Source organism: Odoribacter sp. AF15-53, from assembly GCF_003479425.1.
Taxonomy (GTDB): domain Bacteria; phylum Bacteroidota; class Bacteroidia; order Bacteroidales; family Marinifilaceae; genus Butyricimonas.
Window position 1 is genome coordinate 986,020 of the sequence record NZ_QUHC01000001.1, and the last position, 21,196, is coordinate 1,007,215.

General features: G+C 44.1%; 15 protein-coding genes and 1 pseudogene. 6 read left to right on the forward strand and 10 right to left on the reverse strand.

The annotated features are described in order from the left end of the window. Positions 1-45: 45 nt before the first annotated feature. Positions 46-729 (forward strand): tetratricopeptide repeat protein, encoded by a 684-nt coding sequence (locus DWW52_RS03990; RefSeq protein WP_233556686.1) that lies wholly within the window; start codon positions 46-48, stop codon positions 727-729. Here DWW52_RS03990 and DWW52_RS03995 read toward each other — a convergent pair. The 7 genes from DWW52_RS03995 to DWW52_RS04025 all read right to left on the reverse strand — a co-directional run bounded on the left by DWW52_RS03995 (position 707) and on the right by DWW52_RS04025 (position 7,159). Then, positions 707-1,888: a hypothetical protein gene (locus DWW52_RS03995; RefSeq protein ID WP_118714151.1), complete on the reverse strand. Its 1,182-nt coding sequence runs from the start codon at positions 1,886-1,888 to the stop codon at positions 707-709. The two genes, DWW52_RS03990 and DWW52_RS03995, sit on opposite strands and share 23 nt — an antisense overlap. Positions 1,889-2,032: 144 nt before the next feature. Next, the gene (locus tag DWW52_RS04000; protein WP_118714152.1) at positions 2,033-2,797 is read right to left on the reverse strand and encodes a hypothetical protein; all 765 of its coding nucleotides are present in this window, start codon (positions 2,795-2,797) and stop codon (positions 2,033-2,035) included. A 110-nt stretch (positions 2,798-2,907) separates the two neighbouring features. Next, positions 2,908-3,381, reverse strand: a complete 474-nt coding sequence (locus DWW52_RS04005) for a GAF domain-containing protein (protein WP_118714153.1) — start codon at positions 3,379-3,381, stop codon at positions 2,908-2,910. 161 nt (positions 3,382-3,542) lie between these two features. Next, positions 3,543-4,994, reverse strand: a complete 1,452-nt coding sequence (locus DWW52_RS04010) for an aminoacyl-histidine dipeptidase (RefSeq protein WP_118714154.1) — start codon at positions 4,992-4,994, stop codon at positions 3,543-3,545. A gap of 205 nt (positions 4,995-5,199) precedes the next feature. Beyond that, positions 5,200-5,619: a MarR family winged helix-turn-helix transcriptional regulator gene (locus tag DWW52_RS04015; protein WP_118714155.1), complete on the reverse strand. Its 420-nt coding sequence runs from the start codon at positions 5,617-5,619 to the stop codon at positions 5,200-5,202. An 85-nt stretch (positions 5,620-5,704) separates the two neighbouring features. Beyond that, on the reverse strand, positions 5,705-6,094 hold the full coding sequence (locus tag DWW52_RS04020) for a DUF1904 family protein (protein ID WP_233556688.1): 390 nt from the start codon (positions 6,092-6,094) through the stop codon (positions 5,705-5,707). A gap of 45 nt (positions 6,095-6,139) precedes the next feature. Continuing rightward, on the reverse strand, positions 6,140-7,159 hold the full coding sequence (locus tag DWW52_RS04025) for a bifunctional oligoribonuclease/PAP phosphatase NrnA (RefSeq protein ID WP_118714310.1): 1,020 nt from the start codon (positions 7,157-7,159) through the stop codon (positions 6,140-6,142). Positions 7,160-7,583: 424 nt separating this feature from the next. Here DWW52_RS04025 and DWW52_RS04030 point away from each other — a divergent pair, with 424 nt between their 5' ends. After that, a complete protein-coding gene (locus DWW52_RS04030) occupies positions 7,584-8,138 on the forward strand; it encodes an RNA polymerase sigma factor (RefSeq protein ID WP_118714156.1) in 555 nt (184 codons plus the stop codon). A 110-nt stretch (positions 8,139-8,248) separates the two neighbouring features. Beyond that, positions 8,249-12,028 (forward strand): TIM-barrel domain-containing protein, encoded by a 3,780-nt coding sequence (locus DWW52_RS04035; protein ID WP_233556700.1) that lies wholly within the window; start codon positions 8,249-8,251, stop codon positions 12,026-12,028. A 62-nt stretch (positions 12,029-12,090) separates the two neighbouring features. Here DWW52_RS04035 and DWW52_RS21355 read toward each other — a convergent pair. Continuing rightward, positions 12,091-12,205, reverse strand: a pseudogene (locus DWW52_RS21355) (transcriptional regulator); the annotation flags it as partial. Continuing rightward, entirely contained in the window at positions 12,193-13,005 is an 813-nt protein-coding gene (locus DWW52_RS04045; protein WP_118714158.1) for an AraC family transcriptional regulator, read from the reverse strand. The gene DWW52_RS04045 and the pseudogene DWW52_RS21355, both read right to left, overlap by 13 nt. Before the next feature lie 147 nt (positions 13,006-13,152). Here DWW52_RS04045 and DWW52_RS04050 point away from each other — a divergent pair, with 147 nt between their 5' ends. Genes DWW52_RS04050 through DWW52_RS04060 form a run of 3 tightly spaced genes read left to right on the forward strand, consistent with a single transcriptional unit; the run spans position 13,153 to position 18,808 of the window. After that, positions 13,153-14,268 carry an efflux RND transporter periplasmic adaptor subunit gene (locus DWW52_RS04050; protein ID WP_118714159.1) on the forward strand — a complete coding sequence of 372 codons (1,116 nt, stop codon included), beginning with the start codon at positions 13,153-13,155 and terminating at the stop codon, positions 14,266-14,268. Next, positions 14,265-17,450, forward strand: a complete 3,186-nt coding sequence (locus tag DWW52_RS04055) for an efflux RND transporter permease subunit (protein WP_118714160.1) — start codon at positions 14,265-14,267, stop codon at positions 17,448-17,450. The genes DWW52_RS04050 and DWW52_RS04055 overlap by 4 nt, the downstream gene beginning before the upstream one ends. After that, positions 17,450-18,808: a TolC family protein gene (locus DWW52_RS04060; protein WP_118714311.1), complete on the forward strand. Its 1,359-nt coding sequence runs from the start codon at positions 17,450-17,452 to the stop codon at positions 18,806-18,808. Before DWW52_RS04055 ends, DWW52_RS04060 begins: the two co-directional genes overlap by 1 nt. Positions 18,809-19,077: 269 nt before the next feature. Here the strand turns inward: DWW52_RS04060 and DWW52_RS04065 are convergent, their stop codons facing one another. Next, positions 19,078-21,189 (reverse strand): thioredoxin family protein, encoded by a 2,112-nt coding sequence (locus DWW52_RS04065; protein WP_118714161.1) that lies wholly within the window; start codon positions 21,187-21,189, stop codon positions 19,078-19,080. Between the last annotated feature and the right edge of the window lie 7 nt (positions 21,190-21,196).

Genomic DNA, 21,196 nt, shown 5'->3' on the forward strand with positions numbered 1-21,196 from the left:
TGAATCACGTAATTACAAACGAATATGCGCTATTATACTTGGATAATGTTATTTTTTCTATTTACTTCATGTGCTCACCACAAGGCTGTAAAGAGCAACGAGCGAGGCATGGACTACATTACCCGGGAGCAACCACGAAAAGCCTTACAGGAATTTAATAACGCTATCTCTCTGGATCCTAACTTCTTTTCGGCCTATTACAACCGGGCAATTATTCTGGCCAACCTGAAACAGAATCAAGAAGCGCTTCAGGATATCAACTACGTGATCGCCAACGTTCCCGATCATGCTATGGCCTATTACAACCGGGGTATTATCTATGAAAATCTGGGAGAACCGACAAAGGCAATCAAAGATTACAGTCACGCGATCAACCTGCAGCCGGATTTGCTGGAAGCCTATCATTACCGCGGGATCGTTCGCTACGGGATGAAAGATTTGGAGGGTGCGCTTGCTGATTATAATAAAGCGATTTCGCTCGGGTTGAAATCAAGTGCCGTGTATTTCAACCGGGGCGTGATATTTCATCAAAAGGGACAACTCAGCAACGCTATTGAAAGCTATACTCGTTCGATCGAGATCGATCCCTCGAACGCCAAAGCCTATTACAACCGGGCGATCTCGAAGCTAATCGTTGATAACTATAAAGAAGCTCTTGAAGATCTGGAAATTTCGAAACGTTTGGGTTACCCGAAAGCGGCGGAAGTCATTTCACAATATTATAATTAATTTTCTCGCACAATAACTCATCATAAGCCTTGCTACAACGATCCTCTATTGTGTAGGGATATGTCTTGAATTCTTTATCTTGCATTTTTCGTATATTTTGGAACCACGGTTTTTGAGTTTCGTTTTTAACATCTATCCAAATATCACTATACTTGTCTTCCGAAAGATTTATGGTATCAAGTAATTTTTTATCTTTAGCAACTTGATCAAAAAAAACTAACAAATCCTTTAACACGAGATAATGCACATATCCTTTTTTCCTACTGACAAATTGTTTCACGTATAAATAAATGATCTCTCCTCCATCTTTTGTCTTCAAGATTGGAGATCTTAAAATCTCCCTGATCATCACTTGCACGGCATTGACCAACGGTTCATCCCAATTTTCTTCATACAAATCCTTGACAACATCTAGTTCATCTATACATTCAGACATGATAAACCCCACGTCATAAAGATTCTGGAAACCGTGTCGGATACACCATCTTCGTGTTTCTTCCCGTTGATGATATTGAATTAAAAACATCACGGAAAGTTGTCTACCGAAAAACCACATAGGTTTTACTAATTCCATTGATATACTTTCCCAATCCGGGGTAATTTCACTCAAAGACGATATTACATAGAAAACGAATTCCCCGTGTCGACCTATCGTTTTCAAGGTTGGTAAAAACATCGGATGATGTGTTCCTCCCATAAGGATGATACCTAATTTCACGACTTCCCGATCAGGAGCCTTACGAACCATCCAGTAGGCAAATTCAAGAATTTTAGTATTGACTGGTATTTGTCTATTTTCCATTTCCTTAAAGAAAGCCTCGTAATAACCGACGATCGGATTATCTCTCACGATCTTGTAAAAGGCAATTTTGGCTTTTAAGTCTTCGCCAATAGCACATGCCATAAAAAGATCTACCAATCTGTTTATAAATTGAGGTTTTACATCTTTTATCGGATTAACATAAAGATCCCAGTAGTCGTCACATCCCGGATCGTAGAAACCCCACTCTCCTCTCAACGGAGCGTGGTCGGGTAACTCGTTATCCTCTTCCGGCTCGAACCCCTTTTGAGTTTCAAGCCCAAGAAGTAATTTCACGTATTCAAATAGAGAGAGTCTGCCTTCCCACGGTAATTTTCCCTTGTCAAATGCTAGTTCCATATCCGCACATTTTAAGTTATTACACCTCCTACATTGTTGCTTTTCTCAAAATTACAAAAAATAATTCCAAAAGCCATGCACGAAGCATAAAAAAAGAGGATTAAGTTTTACTTAACCCTCTTTTTATCTATCGGTGTAAATTCGTTATTTCTTTTCAACTAACGGGGCAATAGCTTCTTTCACTTGTTTCAAAGTCTCTTTCACGCTCTCGTTTGCCGGCTCAACAGTTGCAGCCTGATTCAAATAATCCTGAGCTTTTTTGAAATCAGCCAAGGCTTTTGCTTTTTCTGCTTCATATTTTTCTTTCTCAGAATTAGCGAAAGGAGTTGCTTTTTGGAGAATAGAAGCACCATTATTAAAATAAAGCGTACCCAAGCTCAATAAACCGCGGGCTTTCAATTGTTTGTTGGAAACCTGAGAACTCTTCGTGAAATTCTCGGCTGCCTTGGCGATATTATTCGCTTTTTGGAATTTTTGTCCCTCTTTAGCGAAATAATCGGAATACATCTTTTCCAACTTCACGTTCTGTCCCGGGGTAGCTTTAATTCCATCTTCCAAAGTTTTAAGCATTTCTGCTATCTTGTTCTGGTTTTCTTGAGCATCAGCTTTTCCTTGATAAGAAGAAGCAACCTTATAATTATTCTTGATTGACATATCAAAATACTTCTCCGCTTGCGGATAATTCTTCAAAAACTTATAAGAAAGAAGGGCGACATTATACACACAAGCATCATCCTTGTAATCAATGGCTTTCAAATACTTCTCCCAATTCTCGACAGCTTCCTTGTAATTTTTTGCCTTGTATGCCGCATTCCCGGCATTTTTTAATTTACCAGACTCATCTTCTTGCGCAAAAAGAGCTCCTCCTACAAACAAGCTCGTTAGAACAAATAAAAGTAGTTTCTTCATATTTTCCGTGTTTTGTTTAACATGAATAAAATCGTTGTTTATGCCCACTAAGATAACACTCTCTTAAGAAATATCAAAAGCATCTTAACTTATTTTTCACATTTCTCGAATCATTTCACGCTATCTGACTGATAAAGAAGAGACAATATTTTCTTTAAACCCGCCTCGTCTTCCCGGTCAAACGCCTCTAATTGATCGCTATCCACGTCCAGACAGCCGAAAATGCGCCCTTCCTGATCTCTTAAAGGAATTACAATTTCACTTTTTGATGCGGCGTTACAGGCTATATGCCCCGGAAATTCTTCCACGTTACCCACGATAACCGTCTCTCCCGAATTAATGGCAGCCCAACAAACACCTCCGCTTCGGAGTTTCTGACAGGCCACGGGGCCTTGATAGGAACGAACTATCAAATCGCCATCGACCAACACATACACCCCGGTCCAGAAAAAGGTCTGCATCTTGTGGTGCAACACGGCTTCCATGGTCGCTAAACGTGCCCAAATATCTTCCGTGGATTGGATATATTGCTTGATCTGATCATACAAACGATCGTATTTTGCCAGTTTTTTTGAAGTTTCCATATACAAATTAGTTTATAAGGTTCATAAAGTTCATAAGGTTTATAAAGTTGCAAAAGTCCTTAGAACTATATTTATCGGCAGCCAAGCTGCCGTAAACAAAGCGCCCCGCAGGGGTCCATAGACTTTATAAACTTTATAAACCTTACAAACTTTCTAACTCATTATAGATGTTGCAGTATATCCACCAGGTGACTCCACCACATTTCTACGGTCTTGATATTTATTTTCTCATCCGGAGAGTGAACGCCTCTCAGTGTCGGGCCGAAAGAGACCATATCCATGTTCGGGTATTTTTCCAGGAACAGACCGCACTCCAATCCGGCGTGAATTGAACGCACGATAGGTTCTTTACCGAACAAACGCTTATAAGAGTCCACGGCCACTTTCACTACCGGAGAATTCGGGTTCGGAGCCCAACCGGGATACCCTTCCCCGTGTTCCACTTTTGCCCCGGCCAACGTAAACACGGATTCCACCATATTGGCAATATTGAATTTCTCTGAATTAATATCGCTACGTTGTGATGTCGTGATCAATATATTATTGGGCTCGTTAAATCTTACAGCAGCCAGATTCGTGGAGGTCTCAACCAATCCCGGCATACGATAACTCATCGAGAATACCCCGTGAGGACAAGCGTATAAGGCATTCAACAACGCCTTGGTACTTTCTTCCGTCAATCCGTTTTCCGGGACTTCAATGGATTCCAACGCCAACTGTAATCCCGGTTCGGTAACTTTCCACACATTCTCCATTTCGGCGGTATATATATTGAAATCCGCTCTCACGTGTTCCCGGTGTTGATTTTCAAACGTGATCACGGCAAATGCCTCCCGGGCGATAGCGTTACGCAAATTTCCTCCCTCAAGCACGGAAACTCGAATCCCGTATTTTGCATTCAAGTCCCACAAGAAGCGATTTAAAATCTTGATCGCATTTCCCCTACCTTTATTTATATCATCACCGGAATGTCCTCCTTGAAGTCCCTTCACCTGTACTTTCACTGCAAAAGAATCTGCAGGTGTCTTTTCCGTCTTGTATCCCATATTTATAACGGTATCAATACCTCCGGCACACCCGATAAACAATTCTCCTTCATCCTCCGAGTCCAGGTTCAAAAGAATATTTCCACTCAGGAATCCCGGTTGTAGAGCAAAAGCCCCAGTCAAACCGGTCTCTTCATCCACGGTGAACAAACATTCAATCGGTCCGTGAGCAATATCTGTTGATGTCAAGATAGCCATTTGTGCTGCCATCCCGATCCCGTCGTCAGCTCCTAATGTTGTTCCTTTAGCTCGCACCCACTCTCCATCCACGTAGGGTTGTATCGGGTCTTTGTCGAAATCATGAATCGTGTCGGAATTCTTCTCGCACACCATATCCATGTGAGCCTGCAAAATCACGGTCGGGGTATTTTCCTTCCCTTTCGTGGCTGGCTTTTTAATCAATACATTTCCCGCTTCATCCCGCTTAGCATCCAGATTGTGCTTCTTGGCCCAATCCAACAAATAAGCGATAATCTTTCCTTCTTTTTTTGACGGTCTGGGGACCTGACATATTTCTTCAAAATATCCCCAAACAGCTTCCGGTTTTAATCCTTGAAAAACTCCCATAACAAATATTTTAAATTTATGATCCAATCAATTTTTTGATTTATGATTTCCGATTAAGTGATTTCCTCTCACAACACTCTTTTTTCATAATCACTGAACCTTCTCATTTTTAGTTTTTCTCTTTTAACTTTTATCTTCCTCGCCCCACAGGGGTCCATAGACCTTATGGACTTTATAAACTTTATGGACTTTACAGCCCTCATTTTTAGTTGACATTGAGTTTCTTCAAAACCCATATCGCGGACTTCAATTCTTGCGAAGACAAGGTAAAACTCATATCCGTGTGTACCTGCTCCACGATTTGACGCAAGGCATGCTGGGCTTCCACCCCTTTTTCCGTGAGTACGACAAAATTACTCCGCTTATCCTCTTTATCCATCTTCCGCTGAACATATCCCCGTTTTTGCAAAGTATTCAATAATTTCGTGACATTGTACTTATCTTTTTGAAGACGTTTGGAGATGTTTTGTTGATTCACGTGATCCTGTTCCCACAACACTTGCAAAAGCTCGTATTGCTCCCGGCTGAGATCATAACCGGCATTCAGAAAACTGCGATTCAAAATTTTCGTGTAACCTCTTTCCGCCTTGCTCAAGAGAGCTACTAATTCACTTACTTCTGTCATAGTCGTTGCGTTTTATACTATGCACAAACTTAATTATTTTAATTTAAAAAGCGGTAATATCAACTAAAATATTACCGCTTTTTTTTCATTTTATCACTTCCCCGTTTTCATAATATCGTTCCTTCTCTAAGAAAGAGAAATAAACATCACTATCCGGATACCCGGCTTCTTTCAGACACTCGAATATTATTTTTGCCAAAGCATCTTGCTGTTCTACAGGACGTTTAAAATATTCCACCTTCACGAAAGGATACGCTTGCAAATGATCGTCTCCTGAAACAAAAGATGAATTCATCACCTCTAAAACAACCGTTTCCCTCGGGCATCCCAAGGTGCTGACAATCCCTGAAATCAACCGTTCTCCCACCCGGGCCAATTTATCTTTTTCTATCGCATGAAATCTTAAAAAAGGCATGTTATTAATTGAAAATACAGAATTGAAAATGATCTTCTCTCCTGCAAGGTTATACATCATATTATTTAAAGTATCTCTTTTTAATATCTCGTGAAGTAATAATTGTCAATTTTCAATTTCCAATTGCTTGAAGAACCATTCTGCCGTGTCTCGCACTTTTTCCACAACATTCTCTAAAGGTAACGGCATTTGTCCCCCCGCGGCATTCAGATGTCCGCCGCCATTGAAAAACTCCTTCGCCCACATATTTACAGGAATATTTCCTTTCGAACGGAAAGAAAGTTTCACCTTGTCTTTTCGCTCGGTGATCTGCACGGAAACAAGCACATCCTCAATAGATAACGGCACGTTTACCAAGCCCTCCAAATCCCCGTCTTTATAATTATATAATTCCAATTCCTGAAATGTAATCGGGATCACGGCCACGGGGAAATGTTCATCTATCGCCAATTTATTCAACAGACAATTCCCCGTCAAACGTAACCGGGAAAGCGTGTTTCGCTGGTAAAGTTGCTCGTGCACGTAATCTTTGTTCAAACCTAAAGCCAGTAAATCGGCTATCACCCGATAAGTTTCCGGGTGAGAAGAATTGTGACTTAATCCCCCGGTATCAGTTGAAATTCCGGTATAGATAGCATTAGCTATATCCGTGTCAATGATTTCTTTACCCCACACGCCGGAAATGACATTATAAAGCAATTCACACGTCGAAGATACACTTGTATCCGAAATGCGATAAGTCACATTGTCCGGGTCCGGGTGATGATCTATCATGATAACATCACCTTTAAACTCCTTAACCAAAGGTTCTAAATCCCCTTCCCGGCTCACCGTGTTATGATCCAGCATGAACAATACATCCGCTTCCCGAAGCCAATGGCGGCACTCTTTCGATCTGTTCTGAAAAGAAATTGCATCCGGAATTCGTTTCAACCATCGCAAGTAATCCGGGATATAATCACATGTCATCAATTGCGCACGTATTCCCACTTTATCCAACACCTGCCACAAGGCTGAACACGACCCGACAGCATCACCGTCAGGTGAAATATGAGGTATTATTACCACTTTCAAATCCTGAGCGGAAAGTCTTTCCTTTATTTTTTCTATGATTGCTTCGTACATTAAATTAACTTTATTCCGATGGTATTCCACCATCCACGTTTTTGAATTGTGCAAAAATAAGAAAATGTTTTATTCCGAATTGCAAAACATTCAGAAAACAACTATCGCACCTTCACTTTCCAATAATTACGTCTGTTTTCTAGCTTCTAAAAAAAGAAATGATATGTGAAAAAACCAACGTTAATTAATACGACAAATATAGGCTATTTATTGATATTTTCGCATCTAATCACATTTTGTTTAACGTTGTCATTCCCAACATACAACAAATATGGAAGTTGACTTTTCGAATTTCTTTTCAATCATGAACGAAGTATATTAATAAACGTTCCATTTATGATACAAAAAAGCAACTATAATATTTGGTTGGAAATAACTGATTACAATACCGTTAACTTAATGATTAAAAAGCATTTCAAAAATCATGCAGAATAGTTTTGTAGTAAACTTCACGGACAAAGAAAAAACTTTTCGCTATTTATACGAAAAATACGTGGTACTCTTACGCTATTTTGCCGTCAAATACATTAATGATCAAACGATTGTCTCTGATATCATTCAAGATGCCTTTGTCCGGTTATGGGAAAAATTACACCTGTTTAAAGATGAAAATGAAGCCAAAGCATTCTTGTACAAAGTCGTACAAAATGCGTGCATCGACCTGATCCGGCATCATGAAGTTACCGAAAAATACGTGCAACACATCGTGTCCGAGAACGAAGAAGAAAAATCATTCTTAGACAACTTGTTTGAAGCCGAAATATTCGAGGCTTTAAGAACCGTGTTTAATGAACTCCCTCCCGCCTGCAAAGAAGTATACTTGTTGAGTTTACAAGGAAAAAGCCACGAAGAGATTTCACAACAACTGAATATCACGATCAACACCGTGAAAAAACACAAGAACAATGCGAATCATTACATGAAAGAAAGATTAAAATATCTTCTGCAAATAATTTTAACTTCAGGATTCAGCATTTAAAAACAAAATTTACGATCTTTACAAAAAAATAGTCCGACTTAATACATTATAGCATGATCTACAACAAACAGAAAGTGATATTTTTACTTGTTTTATTGTTTATATCGCTAATGTCCTCCGAGGCTGCAACAGTAGGCTCGGTCAAACAAAAACAAGAAACAATTATCGGGGTAAAAAAAGTCAATCCCACGACTGTCGACATCCTGTTCTCTAATCATCAAAGAATGACATTTGATTTTTACGGAGAAAACATTTTTAGAGTCTTCCAGAACAACACGGGAGGAAACATGCAAGCTCCCGCAGCAGAACCGGAGGCCCGAATTCTGGTTGATAATCCCCGGAAGACGATTTCCGATTTGATGATCAACGACACCAACAACCAAATCACCATCACAACCAGTAAAATAAAACTGATTCTGGATAAACAAACCGCTTTGCTGAAAGTCGTCAACCTATCAACCGGGATCACGGTTCTGGAAGAAACCGAACCAGTTCTTTTCGAAAAGGGGAAAACCGTCCTGACGTTAAAAGAAAATCCCGATGAATATTTCTACGGAGGAGGCGTTCAAAACGGTCGTTTCTCTCACAAAGGCAAGAAAATTGCGATAGAAAATCAAAATAGCTGGACAGATGGCGGTGTCGCCTCACCCACCCCTTATTACTGGTCTACACGTGGATACGGATTCATGTGGTACACCTTTAAAAAAGGGACTTACGACTTCGGGGCTACTAATAAAAGCATGGTTAAACTCTCTCACGAAACCGATTACTTGGATGTATTTTACATGATAAATGACGGGGTAGCAGCCTTGTTGAATGACTTTTATCAACTCACGGGACACCCGGTATTACTGCCGAAATTCGGTTTTTACCAAGGTCACTTGAACGCTTATAACCGGGATTATTGGAAACAAGACGAAAAGGGTATTCTTTTCGAAGATGGTAAACGATATAAAGAAAGCCAAAAAGACAATGGAGGAATTAAAGAATCATTGAACGGGGAGAAAAATAACTATCAATTCTCCGCCCGTGCCGTGATCGATCGCTATAATAGTCATGACATGCCCTTGGGATGGTTACTACCGAACGACGGGTACGGGGCCGGGTACGGTCAAACGGAAACCCTCGACGGTAACATTCAAAACTTGAAAGAACTGGCGGAATACGCTCATCAAAATGGCGTTCAGATCGGGTTATGGACCCAATCCGATTTGTACCCGAAACCGGGAATAACCGCCTTGTTGCAAAGGAATATCATAAAAGAAGTACGAGATGCGGGAGTACGAGTACTAAAGACCGATGTAGCCTGGGTGGGTGCCGGTTATTCCTTCGGGCTAAACGGCGTGGCGGATGCAGCCCGGATCATGACGTATTATGGTGATAACAGTCGCCCGTTTATCATTTCCCTCGACGGTTGGGCCGGAACACAACGTTACGCCGCAATCTGGTCGGGAGACCAAACCGGGGGCAATTGGGAATACATTCGCTTTCATATCCCAACCTATATAGGATCCGGTTTATCCGGTCAGCCGAATATCACTTCCGACATGGACGGTATTTTCGGGGGGAAAAATCCGGTTGTCAACATCCGGGATTTTCAATGGAAAACATTCACTCCCATGGAATTAAACATGGATGGTTGGGGGGCTAACGAGAAATACCCGCATGCCTTGGGAGAACCGGCAACTTCCATCAACCGTTGGTATTTAAAAATGAAGTCCGAATTACTCCCCTACACGTACAGCATTGCCAAAGAAGCCGTTACCGGATTACCTATCATTCGGGCCATGCTACTAGAAGACCCGAATCCTTATACATTAGGCATTTTCACCCAATATCAATTCATGTACGGCCCTTACTTCCTGGTGGCACCTATCTATCAGGCAACCCGCGCGGATAAAGAAGGAAACGATATCCGGGATGGTATCTATCTTCCGGAAGGTACTTGGATTGATTATTTCACGGGTGAAAAATATAAAGGGAACCGTATATTAAACAATTTCACCTCTCCCCTGTGGAAACTTCCCGTTTTCGTGAAAAGCGGGGCTATTATTCCCCTCACGACCGCGAACAACAACGTGAACGAAATCAACCGACACCTTCGCCTGTATGAAGTATACCCCGACGGGCATACCAGCTTCACGGAATATGACGATGACGGAATCACCGAAGCATATAAATCAGGCATGGAAACAATCACTTTGATAGAATCAGACACGGATTCAAAAAACAACGTTACCCTTCACATCTACCCGACACGAGGAGATTTTGACGGTTTCATCAAAGAAAAAGAAACCCTGTTCAAGATCAACGTGACAGAGCGCCCCAAAAAGATTACCGCCAGAATCGGTTCCGGCAAAGTAAGATTGACAGAAGCCCGATCCATGGATGAATTCATGAACAGCACAAACACCTATTTCTATGACGCCACCCCGAACTTGAACAAGTATGCAACCGAAGGTAGCGAATTTGCGAACGTCTCGATTACCAAGAATCCCCAACTATTAATCAAACTAGCATCCACGGACATCACGGCAAACGAGATCATCGTGAATATTAACGGCTTCAAATTTGACGTCCCCGATAGTCACAAACGATCCACGGGACAACTGCTAACCCCAGTCGCCCAAGTGACCGAAGAAAATGTAGCTCCTTATACCGTGAAACCCACGTGGAACAAGGTGGAGCATGCAGACTATTACGAGATCGAGTTTAATGATATGTTATACACCACGATCAAGAATACGGAAATCCTCTTTGAAAACTTGGAAGCCGAAACCCGCTACTCTTTTAAAATCCGGGCCGTCAACAAGGACGGGTTCTCCGATTGGAAGGAATTTAGCGTGACCACCTTATCCAACCCGTTGGAATTTGCCATCCCCAATATTAAAGGTGAAACCTCTGTCCCCAACCAAGGTGGTGCAGGTATTCATAAATTATTCGACTTTGCCGAATCCGGGGACACGTGGCACACCCGCTACGGTATGAAAGCCATTCCATTTGATATCATCATGGATTTACAGACGATCAATCAATTAGATAAATTCAACTACCTACCCCGCATGGATGCCGGAAACGGTACTCTGTTGAAAGGTTCCGTATATTACAGCATGGACAAACAAAACTGGATAGAAGCCGGGTCATTTGAATGGGTTCGGGACAACGCCGTCAAACAGTTTAAGTTCACGGATCATCCCTCCGCTCGCTATATCAGACTATCCGTGAACGAGAGTGTCGGTAACTACGGTTCCGGTCGTGAGCTTTATGTCTTTAAAGTACCCGGCACGGAAAGTTATCTACCGGGAGACATCAACAATGACGGGCTGATAGATCACAATGACCTGACATCCTACATGAACTACACCGGTCTGAGAAAAGGCGACCCGGATTTCGAAGGCTACATCAGTAATGGCGACATCAACAAGAATAACTTGATTGATGCCTACGATATCTCCGTCGTGGCCACACAATTAGATGGCGGTGTAAAACCATCAATCCCGAAAGTAAACGGTCATATCGAAATCAGTACATCCAAACAAGCGTACAACAAGGGCGAAGTCATTGAAATCAACGTGAACGGAGTGAACCTCCAAGCCGTGAACGCTCTCAGTTTCGCCTTACCTTACGATCAGGACGACTACGAATTTATCACCGTTGAACCGATCAACATGAAAAAGATGGAAAACCTGACCCGGGATCGCTTGCATTCAAACGGTCAAAAAGCCATCTACCCTACTTTTGTAAACTTAGGAGATCAAGAACCCCTCGAAGGCTCCATGAAACTATTCGTCATAAAGCTAAAAGCAAAACGTAAAGTCAGATTTGACTTGAAAGCTATTGACGGTATTTTAGTGAATAAAAACTTGAACACGTTGCAAGTGTTCAAGTAACATTATCCCCCAAGATAGATTTAAATGTCCAGTTTTAGCATCATAGAACTGGACATTTTTTAATGTTCTTTTTCGTAAACAATAACAATATCAGACATTACAGTTAACTCAATCGCATTCCTATCATTAGCAGGTGTATAATTCAACTCAAGGCAAAAGCTCTTCTATTCCCGAAATTCGGTAGGCGTCATACCCGTATGCCGACGGAAATAGCGCCCCATATATGATGTGCTGTCAAAATGGAAACGATCAGCAATCTCTTTGGCTGACAGATCTGTGGAAACGAGCAAACGTTTCATTTCCATAACGATTTGCCTGTCGATAAGTTCCTTTGGCGATATTCCCAGTGTTTTGAATGTGATTTTCGAGAGGTAATATGGAGTGATGCACAATTTGTCTGCATAAAATTTTACATCGTGCTGAGAATAACAGTGTTCCACCAACAACCGACAAAAACGGTTAAACTGTTGTCGTACAATGCTGATCGATTTTATATTTTTCGCAGGAATTTCGGGCATCGTTAGGGCTTCTATTGCCATGAACAGATTTTGAATCTGATTCCGTATCATCATCCGAACCGGTTTCCCGACAAGCACGTGCATGTAATAATCATTGTGACAATGCCAAGAATACAGTAATATCCGTTGTTCTGCGGAGGTCTGAAAAATAGGATCGTCATATACCCTGTCGAAAAAAGCGGATGATAATGAAAACGTCGTTTCATCGAACAGTCCGGGCGACATTTCGAGGTTTCGTACTCGAAACTTTTTGCTGACGGCATGAACAACAAACAGGGTGTCCGGGAATACGAGCACAATGTTGCCACATCGTAACGGGCGACGTTTGAAATTTACTGAAACAATAGCACACCCCTCTTCACAGAAAAGTATCATCCCTCCTAATGGGCGGATCGCAGAACCGACGGATTTCCTCAAATCGGTCGGTTCTATCGTATAATCTCTATCCAGCTTTTGCATAATCGTTTCTGTTTTTTCTGCAAATGTAGGATAAATCCGACATTATCGCCACGGTAGTTTTCAAAAGTATCCTTGTTGTTTGGATTTGTATGCCGACCGAACGTCGGGGAAAACATAATTTTGCACCCAGAAAAATAAAAAGGAACTATGAAACAGAAATTATTAAGTGCGACGATCTTATTGTCCGTATGTCTGGCATCATGCAAAGAGGCCGTTCTTTCTCAGCAGCAGATCGATTATTCGGTACAAACGGTTGCTGAAACCGATGTAACTCTTACGGAATCCTACTCTGCTTCGATACGCGGACGACAGGACATCGAAATTTATCCACAAGTATCGGGAACTATCCAATGCGTCTGTGTCAAAGAAGGAGAAAAAGTGCGACGTGGGCAGCAGCTATTCGTAATTGACAGAGTGCCGTATGAATCGGCCCTACGCACGGCTGTGGCCAATGTTCATGCCGCAGAAGCACAGGTCGAAACGGCACGAATCACCTACGAGAGTAAACAGGAGTTGTTCCGACAAAATGTGATTTCGGAGTTCGATCTTTCGACCACTCGCAACGCATTGGCCGTTGCCAAAGCCTCGTTGGAGCAGGCTCGGGCGGAGGAGACCAATGCCCGCAACAGCCTCTCATATACGGAGGTAAAAAGTCCTGCTGACGGTGTAGTCGGTACGATTCCCTATCGAGTGGGCGCATTGGTCGGGCCGACGTCGGCACAACCGCTTACGACTGTTGCTGACAATTCCGAAATGTACGTCTATTTTTCGATGTCTGAAAACCGATTGCAGGAATTGGTCATGCGTTACGGTTCTCTCGACCGAACGATCGAGAACATTCCCGCCGTGCGCTTGCGTATGAACGACGGAACCCTTTACGCGGAAGAAGGACGTATCGAGAGTATTAGTGGCGTGTTAAATGCCGAAACGGGTAGCGGGTCACTGCGTGCAGTCTTTCCCAATCCGAACCGTATGCTGTTCAGTGGCGGCACTGGTAATGTGGTGATTCCGCAACTGTTGAAAAACGCCATCGCCATTCCGCAGGAAGCTACCTATGAATTACAGGACAAGATATTCGTCTATCGTATCATTGACGGTAAAGCTGTCGCCACACGTATTGAAGTCAGCCCGATACACGACGGAGTGAACTACACTGTAACGAAAGGCCTTGCGGCGGGCGATGTGATCGTTACAACGGGTATCGGTCTGCTCAACGACGGGGACGAAATCAAGATAAACGATAATGCGGGAGGTAACGTATGAATCTGCGATTTTTCATAGATAGACCGATCTTTTCAATCGTCATTTCGATTACAATTGTATTACTGGGCATCATCGCCTTGACAACCCTTTCAGTCGAGCAGTATCCCGACATCGCACCGCCGACGGTGCAAGTAACGACTTCCTATCCCGGAGCCAACGCCGAGACCGTGCAAAAGGCTGTCATCGTGCCGCTCGAAGAGGCGATTAATGGTGTGGAAAACATGTCGTACATCCACTCCGAAGCCTCCAATACGGGAGACGTGACAGTGAACATCTATTTCCGTCAGGGTGTCGATGCCGACATGGCTGCTGTGAACGTGCAGAACCGCGTATCGAAGGCACAAGGACTGCTGCCCGCCGAGGTAACGAAAATTGGCGTGCAGACCCTCAAACAGCAAAAGTCGCTGCTGAAAGTGCTGGCCCTGTACAGCCCCGACGACTCGTATGACATGCAGTTCATCAACAACTACATGAAGATCAACGTCGAGCCACGCATGAAGCGTATCGCTGGCGTCGGTGAGTTCAACGTGCTAGCATCGAACTACTCGATGCGGATCTGGCTCAAACCCGACGTCATGGCGCAATATAAACTGATTCCTTCGGATGTGACGTCTGCTCTCGAAAAGCAGAACCTCGAATCGGCGACAGGAGCATTCGGTGAAAACCACGAAAACGCATACCAATATACGATCAAGTGGAGTGGCCGCCTTTCAACCCCCGAACAGTTCGAACAAATCGTCATCCGTTCCCTAGTGAATGGAGATATTTTACGTCTGAAAGATGTCGCCCGCGTGGAGATGGGTGACGAAGCGTATTCTTACCGTGCCCTCACCAACGGCCACGCCGGATGTATCGGTGAGGCGTTTCAGAGTGCCGGATCAAACGCCACGGAAGTCGTGGAGAACATCGATGCTCTGATTACCGAGCTGACCGAAGAACTGCCCGACGGACTGGCGTTCGCCGACTTGCTGAGCGTAAACCGTTTCCTCTACGCCTCGATGGAAAACGTATTGTGGACGCTCATCGAAGCAATCTTGCTGGTTGTTCTGGTGGTATACGTCTTCTTGCAGGACATCCGTTCGACGCTCATCCCAACCATTGCCATCGTTGTCTCGCTGGTCGGCACGTTCGCCATCATGTCGCTTCTGGGTTTCTCGATCAACCTCCTGACTCTATTCGCCCTTGTGCTGGCGATCGGTACGGTGGTCGATAATGCTATCGTGGTGGTCGAGGCGGTACAGGCGCGTTTCGACGTGGGCTACAAATCGGCATATATGGCTACGAACGATGCCATGCAGGGCATAACGGGAGCGATCATCACCTCAACACTCGTCTTCATGGCTGTGTTCATTCCCGTTTCGATGATGGGCGGAACATCGGGCGTGTTCTATACGCAGTTCGGAATCACGATGGCCGTTGCTGTAGGTCTTTCGGCTGTCAATGCCCTGACGCTCTCGCCTGCATTATGCGCTCTGATGCTGCAACCCTATGTCGATGAGGATGGCAACGTGCGTAAGAATTTCACCGCCCGTTTCCGTAAAGCGTTCAATGCCGCCTTTTCGGTAATGGTGCAACGCTACGTACGAGGCGTCATTTGGTTCGTGCGCCATCGTATCGTGGCATGGGGAACACTTGTTGCAGCTATCGTGCTCCTTGTCATTCTTATGAAGAACACACAGACGGGACTCGTTCCGGACGAGGATACGGGGTCGGTTATGGTAAGTATTACCACCAAGCCCGGTACGTCGCTTTACACAACGACTAAAGTATTATCGCAAATCGAAAAAGAAACCCAGCAAATGCCACAGGTGGAGCACTACGCCACCGTGAGCGGTTATTCGTTTAGCGGCTCAGGAGCAAGTGCCGGCATGATCATTCTTTCGCTCCGAGACTGGTCGGAACGCTCCAAAAGGGGCGACGATGTGCTGTCGGTCATTGACCGCATCAACGCTCTCTCGACGAAGATTCCCGATGCGCAGATCTTCGCAGCCGCACCTCCGATGATTACGGGGTACGGCATGGTGAACGGTTTCGAGCTGCACGTGCAGGACAAAGCGGGCAAACCCGTCACAGAGTTGGATGAGGCCACACGTGGATTCATCGCAGCACTCTCGACACGTCCCGAAATCGGTGCAGCCTACTCGTCGTTCTCGTCAGGCTATCCGCAATATACACTCGACATCGACGCAGCCAAGTGCGAACGGGCGGGCATTTCTCCGTCGGATGTGCTGGCTACCATTTCAGGCTATTACGGCGGCCAATACGTCTCTAACTTTAACCGTTTCTCGAAACTCTACCGCGTGATGATTCAGGCTGACCCGTCATACCGCGTGACACCAGTATCTATGAATCACCTCTATATCCGTACATCTGGAGGCGAAATGGCTCCTATCGGGCAGTTCGTGCGGCTGACCAAGACCTACGGCCCGCAGTCACTCAACCGTTTTAACCTTTACACTTCGATTGCCGTGAACGGTGCTGCCGCGGATGGCTATTCGTCAGGCGATGCCATCCGTGCAATTGGTGAAACGGCAGCAACGGCTTTACCCAAAGGGTACAGCTACGAGTTCGGAGGCATCACGCGCGAGGAGAGTACCTCGACGAGCAATACGGTGATGATTTTCGCCATCTGTTTCGTGCTGGTCTATTTGATTTTGAGCGCACTCTACGAAAGTTTCTTCATCCCGTTAGCTGTCGTACTGTCGCTACCGTTCGGTTTGTTCGGTTCGTTCCTTTTCGCCCAGTTGATGGGACTGGAAAACAACATCTACATGCAAACGGGTATCATCATGCTGATCGGTCTATTGGCAAAAACGGCGATTCTCATTACTGAATACGCCGTTAAACGCCGCAAGGCGGGCATGTCGCTAATTCAAGCTGCGGTAGGAGCCGCCAAAGTACGTCTGCGCCCGATTCTGATGACCGCACTAACAATGATTTTCGGTCTGCTACCACTGATGGTATCAACAGGAGTCGGAGCCAACGGTAACCGCACGCTTGGTTCTGGTGCCGTTGGCGGCATGCTGGTCGGAACACTCGCATTGCTCTTTATCGTACCCGTGCTGTTCGTCGCCTTTCAATGGTTGCAGGAGAAGATACGTCCCGTGCAGTTTGAGTACACCAACGAGTGGTCGATACAAGCTGAAATAGAGGATTTAAAAAATCGAAAAAAGGAGGAATGATGAAAAAAACAATCATAATAGTAATAACCGTATCGCTGTTTACCGCATGCGGTATCTATAAACCCTATACCCGTCCTGAAGTGCGAACCGATAATCTCTACGGAGTGGAGTACGCAACCAGCGACACCACGTCAATCGCCAACATCGGATGGCGCAAACTGTTCGCCGATCAGCACCTGCAACGGCTGATCGACACGGCATTGGTGCACAATACCGATTTGCAAGTTGCACGACTTCGCATCACTGAGGCCGAAGCCACACTGAATGCAGCGCAATTGGCCTATCTGCCATTGTTCAACTTCGCTCCGTCGGGTAGTATAAGCAACTTCGACGGTGCGAAAACCTCGTGGACGTACAGTGTTCCCGTTGCGGCGAGTTGGGAGGTCGATATTTTCAGTCGCTTGACCAATGCCAAACGGCGTTCGCATGCGGCCCTCCTACAAAGCGAGGCCTACCGCGATGCGGTGCAAACACAGTTGATAGCCAACGTTGCTGTTTATTACTATCGGTTGCTGAGCCTTGATGCACAAATGACCGTTACGAAGCAGGCAGTGGAACGCTATCGGGAACAGAGGCGAGTAATGCAAGCATTGAAAGCGGCCGGAGGCGCAAACGAAGCGGGTATTGCCCAAACTGAAGCAATGCTATATGCCGCCGAAACAACACTACACGATTTGCAGTACTCGATTCGGCAAACGGAAAATTCGCTGACGCTTCTTTTGGGCGATACGCTGAACACGATCGAACGCTCGACGTTGGAGGCGCAGTCGGTTCCGATGGAATTAGCCGTAGGTATTCCGTTGCAACTGCTCTCCCGTCGTCCCGATATTCGCCAAAAAGAGCAGGCTCTCGTGCAGGCTTACTATGCGACGGCCGAAGCGCATGCTACCCTCTATCCGTCGCTGACGTTGAGCGGGTCGGCAGGCTGGACGAACAGCGCAGGGGCTATCGTCGCCAATCCGGGAAAACTGTTGTTTTCAGCGGCAGGATCGCTCTTACAACCAATCTTCAATGCTGGACAGAACCGCTCTCGCATAAAAATCGCAAAGGCACAGCAGGAGGAGGCGAAACTTGCGTTTCAGCAAGCCCTACTCAATGCTGGTGCAGAGGTGAATAACGCTTTGACTCAGGTACAGACTGCACGCTCCAAAACAGATACTCGCAGGAAACAACTCCGTTCGCTCGAACGAGCGGTAAAAAGCACACAGCTCCTGATGCTGCACGGTTCGACGACCTATCTCGAAGTACTGACAGCGCAACAGACATTATTGGATGCCCGACTCTCCGCCATCGCTGACCGCCTGTCCGAATTGCAGGGGGTCGTTTCGCTCTATCATGCGCTTGGTGGAGGAATATAATATACGAATTTAAATCGAAGCGGCCAATATGTAAGCATTATTTCATGAGAAGTTATTCACCTTTTAAGGAATAAATCACCACCGTAGATTGTTGTATGCAACAATACGAGAATTGAGCCACAGAGATTTACAATTTGAAAGATAAATAATTATGACTCATTATATTACAGCGAAGCATCTTGTTGATGCCCCGAATAGCTAGCTTATCAATAAAAAATTCTCCTCATTACCGCATCGGGTTTTGAGGAGAATAATTAAAAACACAACCGCTATTCAGACAACATTTCAATCAATGCGTTGTACTTATTTTTTGCTCCGGGAGCAGCATTTTCCATTGACTTTTGGGCATAGGCAATAGCTCTGGCCTTTTGCTCAGACGAGGGGGATTTCAGTAATCGGTAAAGAATCACGTCCAAGTTCAAACGAACTTTTGCGTCTGGATTTGATGCTACCGTTTTCTCGTAAAAATCCAGCATCTTATCACACTCTTTTTGATCATACAAGGAGACTATTTTGCTCAATAACACCAAAGAATAATCAGGTGTGAATTTTGCAGCATTTACCAGTTTCCAGACTTGATTCATATTTTCTTTCGAAACAGAACCTTTCAAATAATTGATCGCAACAGGAAAAATCACCTGCTCGATCTTCTTGTCAACCGCGCTGTCACCAACCACTTTGGCGAATTCCTTCCGGTTATTTACCAAAAACTTGAATTCTGCACCAGAAACATCATTCACGAATTTGTCATACAAAGCCCAAGCCGACACACTATACAATTCAGGGGCTTTCAACGTTGCGAGATAAGACTTGGCTTCGCCATCCGCATTTTTCATTTCCCCGGCATCCGACATGGTCTGAAAATAATCAGCCATCAGTTCAACCGACCGTTCACCCGCCTCGTATTTACTCTTCAAAATGTAGTAAGGAGTTTTCTGTTCCATCCCTCTTTTTATAGACTCCATGAATGAACGGGCATCTCGCCCTCCCAAAATCTTGTAAACAATATTCCCGTCTCCATCCAGCAAAAACATGGTCGGGAAAGCATTAACATTGAATCTTTTTTGTAGATCTTTCCCTTCTCCTTTTTCCATATCTACTTTCAGGCTCACCAGATTCTGATTAAAGAAATCACCGATAAACTTTTGTTTAAACACTTGATTACTCATCATCTTACAAGGACCGCACCAAGTAGTGTAACAATCCATGAAAAGAAGCTTTCCTTGCTCTTTGGCTTTTTTCAATGCTCCAGCAAAAGAAGAATCCTCGAATTCAATACCATCCGTGTTCACCATATCGTTAATCGCTGCCAAATAATGCTTTTTGTAACTGGATTTTTCGGCTCTTCCTTTTAAATAGGTAACCAATCGTTCTTGTTCTTTTTTATCCAGATCTTTTATTTCCGGTAAGGTTAAATCTAAAGCTGAAGCGGTTTGCTCATCCCATGTAGACACCTGTTTTTCAAAAAAATCCATCATTTTATCAAACGGCCCTTCTCCACGATATTTAGCAACCTCATATATCGAATAGGCGATATCCTTCTCCGGAAGTTGGGCTTTCTGAATATCCAAATAAATATTCAATAACTTTTTACCGTCATACGCCTCCTTTCCACTTGCATAGGGATAAAGTTGTCTGAAATAAAGATTAGAAATAATCCGATTTACAGGCTCCAGACCATTTGATTTAACAAAACTCTCCTTATTTTCGACCATGTATTTAAACATCTCACTATCCGCATCTGTCAGCTGACGCTTGAAGAATTTCCAATACTCTTTTTTCGACCAATCCGTTTTTTTCAATTTACCGAAAAGTTCATGAATAATTTTCATGTACACTTCTCCTCCTTCATCGGAGACACTTAACACATCGGCATAAGCACTTAAAAACTTCACGCTTCTTTCCCCTGCCGCGTATCTTTTATTCATCCCGGCCAAAGAAGTTTTGGGATTTAAAGCTTTCTCCAAAATAGCTTTAAATTCAGGTATCTGATGCCCTCCCACGATTCGATGCACGATTTGTCCATCACTATCCAATACAAGATAATGGGCTTGAAATCTAACATTGTACTTCTCTGCCAACGGACGTCCTTCCGGCGTGGTCACGTCAATAAAGAAATTCACAAAATGCTTGTCCATCCAATCGGCAAATTCCTGATCACTAAACACCAACTTATTCATTGAATGACAAGGGACAGCCCAGTCCGCAAAACAGTTGAAAAATATCAACTTACGCTCCTTCTTCGCTTTTTTCAACGCTTCCTCGAAAGAGTAAACATATTTCATTTTTACATCTGCCTTAACAGCATCCCCGTACATGCTTTGGGCGGTTTCGCCCAAAGCAATAAACACCATACTTACAAACAATACAATTTTTCTCATGTGATTT

What these genes read in the sequence shown, in the direction of transcription:
- DWW52_RS03990 (WP_233556686.1), top strand. Translation starts at nt 46, where the DNA reads ATGTTATTTTTTCTATTTACTTCATGTGCTCACCACAAGGCTGTAAAG.
- DWW52_RS03995 (WP_118714151.1), bottom strand. Translation starts at nt 1,888, where the DNA reads ATGGAACTAGCATTTGACAAGGGAAAATTACCGTGGGAAGGCAGACTC.
- DWW52_RS04000 (WP_118714152.1), bottom strand. Translation starts at nt 2,797, where the DNA reads ATGAAGAAACTACTTTTATTTGTTCTAACGAGCTTGTTTGTAGGAGGA.
- DWW52_RS04005 (WP_118714153.1), bottom strand. Translation starts at nt 3,381, where the DNA reads ATGGAAACTTCAAAAAAACTGGCAAAATACGATCGTTTGTATGATCAG.
- DWW52_RS04010 (WP_118714154.1), bottom strand. Translation starts at nt 4,994, where the DNA reads ATGGGAGTTTTTCAAGGATTAAAACCGGAAGCTGTTTGGGGATATTTT.
- DWW52_RS04015 (WP_118714155.1), bottom strand. Translation starts at nt 5,619, where the DNA reads ATGACAGAAGTAAGTGAATTAGTAGCTCTCTTGAGCAAGGCGGAAAGA.
- DWW52_RS04020 (WP_233556688.1), bottom strand. Translation starts at nt 6,094, where the DNA reads ATGATGTATAACCTTGCAGGAGAGAAGATCATTTTCAATTCTGTATTT.
- DWW52_RS04025 (WP_118714310.1), bottom strand. Translation starts at nt 7,159, where the DNA reads ATGTACGAAGCAATCATAGAAAAAATAAAGGAAAGACTTTCCGCTCAG.
- DWW52_RS04030 (WP_118714156.1), top strand. Translation starts at nt 7,584, where the DNA reads ATGCAGAATAGTTTTGTAGTAAACTTCACGGACAAAGAAAAAACTTTT.
- DWW52_RS04035 (WP_233556700.1), top strand. Translation starts at nt 8,249, where the DNA reads ATGTCCTCCGAGGCTGCAACAGTAGGCTCGGTCAAACAAAAACAAGAA.
- DWW52_RS04045 (WP_118714158.1), bottom strand. Translation starts at nt 13,005, where the DNA reads ATGCAAAAGCTGGATAGAGATTATACGATAGAACCGACCGATTTGAGG.
- DWW52_RS04050 (WP_118714159.1), top strand. Translation starts at nt 13,153, where the DNA reads ATGAAACAGAAATTATTAAGTGCGACGATCTTATTGTCCGTATGTCTG.
- DWW52_RS04055 (WP_118714160.1), top strand. Translation starts at nt 14,265, where the DNA reads ATGAATCTGCGATTTTTCATAGATAGACCGATCTTTTCAATCGTCATT.
- DWW52_RS04060 (WP_118714311.1), top strand. Translation starts at nt 17,450, where the DNA reads ATGAAAAAAACAATCATAATAGTAATAACCGTATCGCTGTTTACCGCA.
- DWW52_RS04065 (WP_118714161.1), bottom strand. Translation starts at nt 21,189, where the DNA reads ATGAGAAAAATTGTATTGTTTGTAAGTATGGTGTTTATTGCTTTGGGC.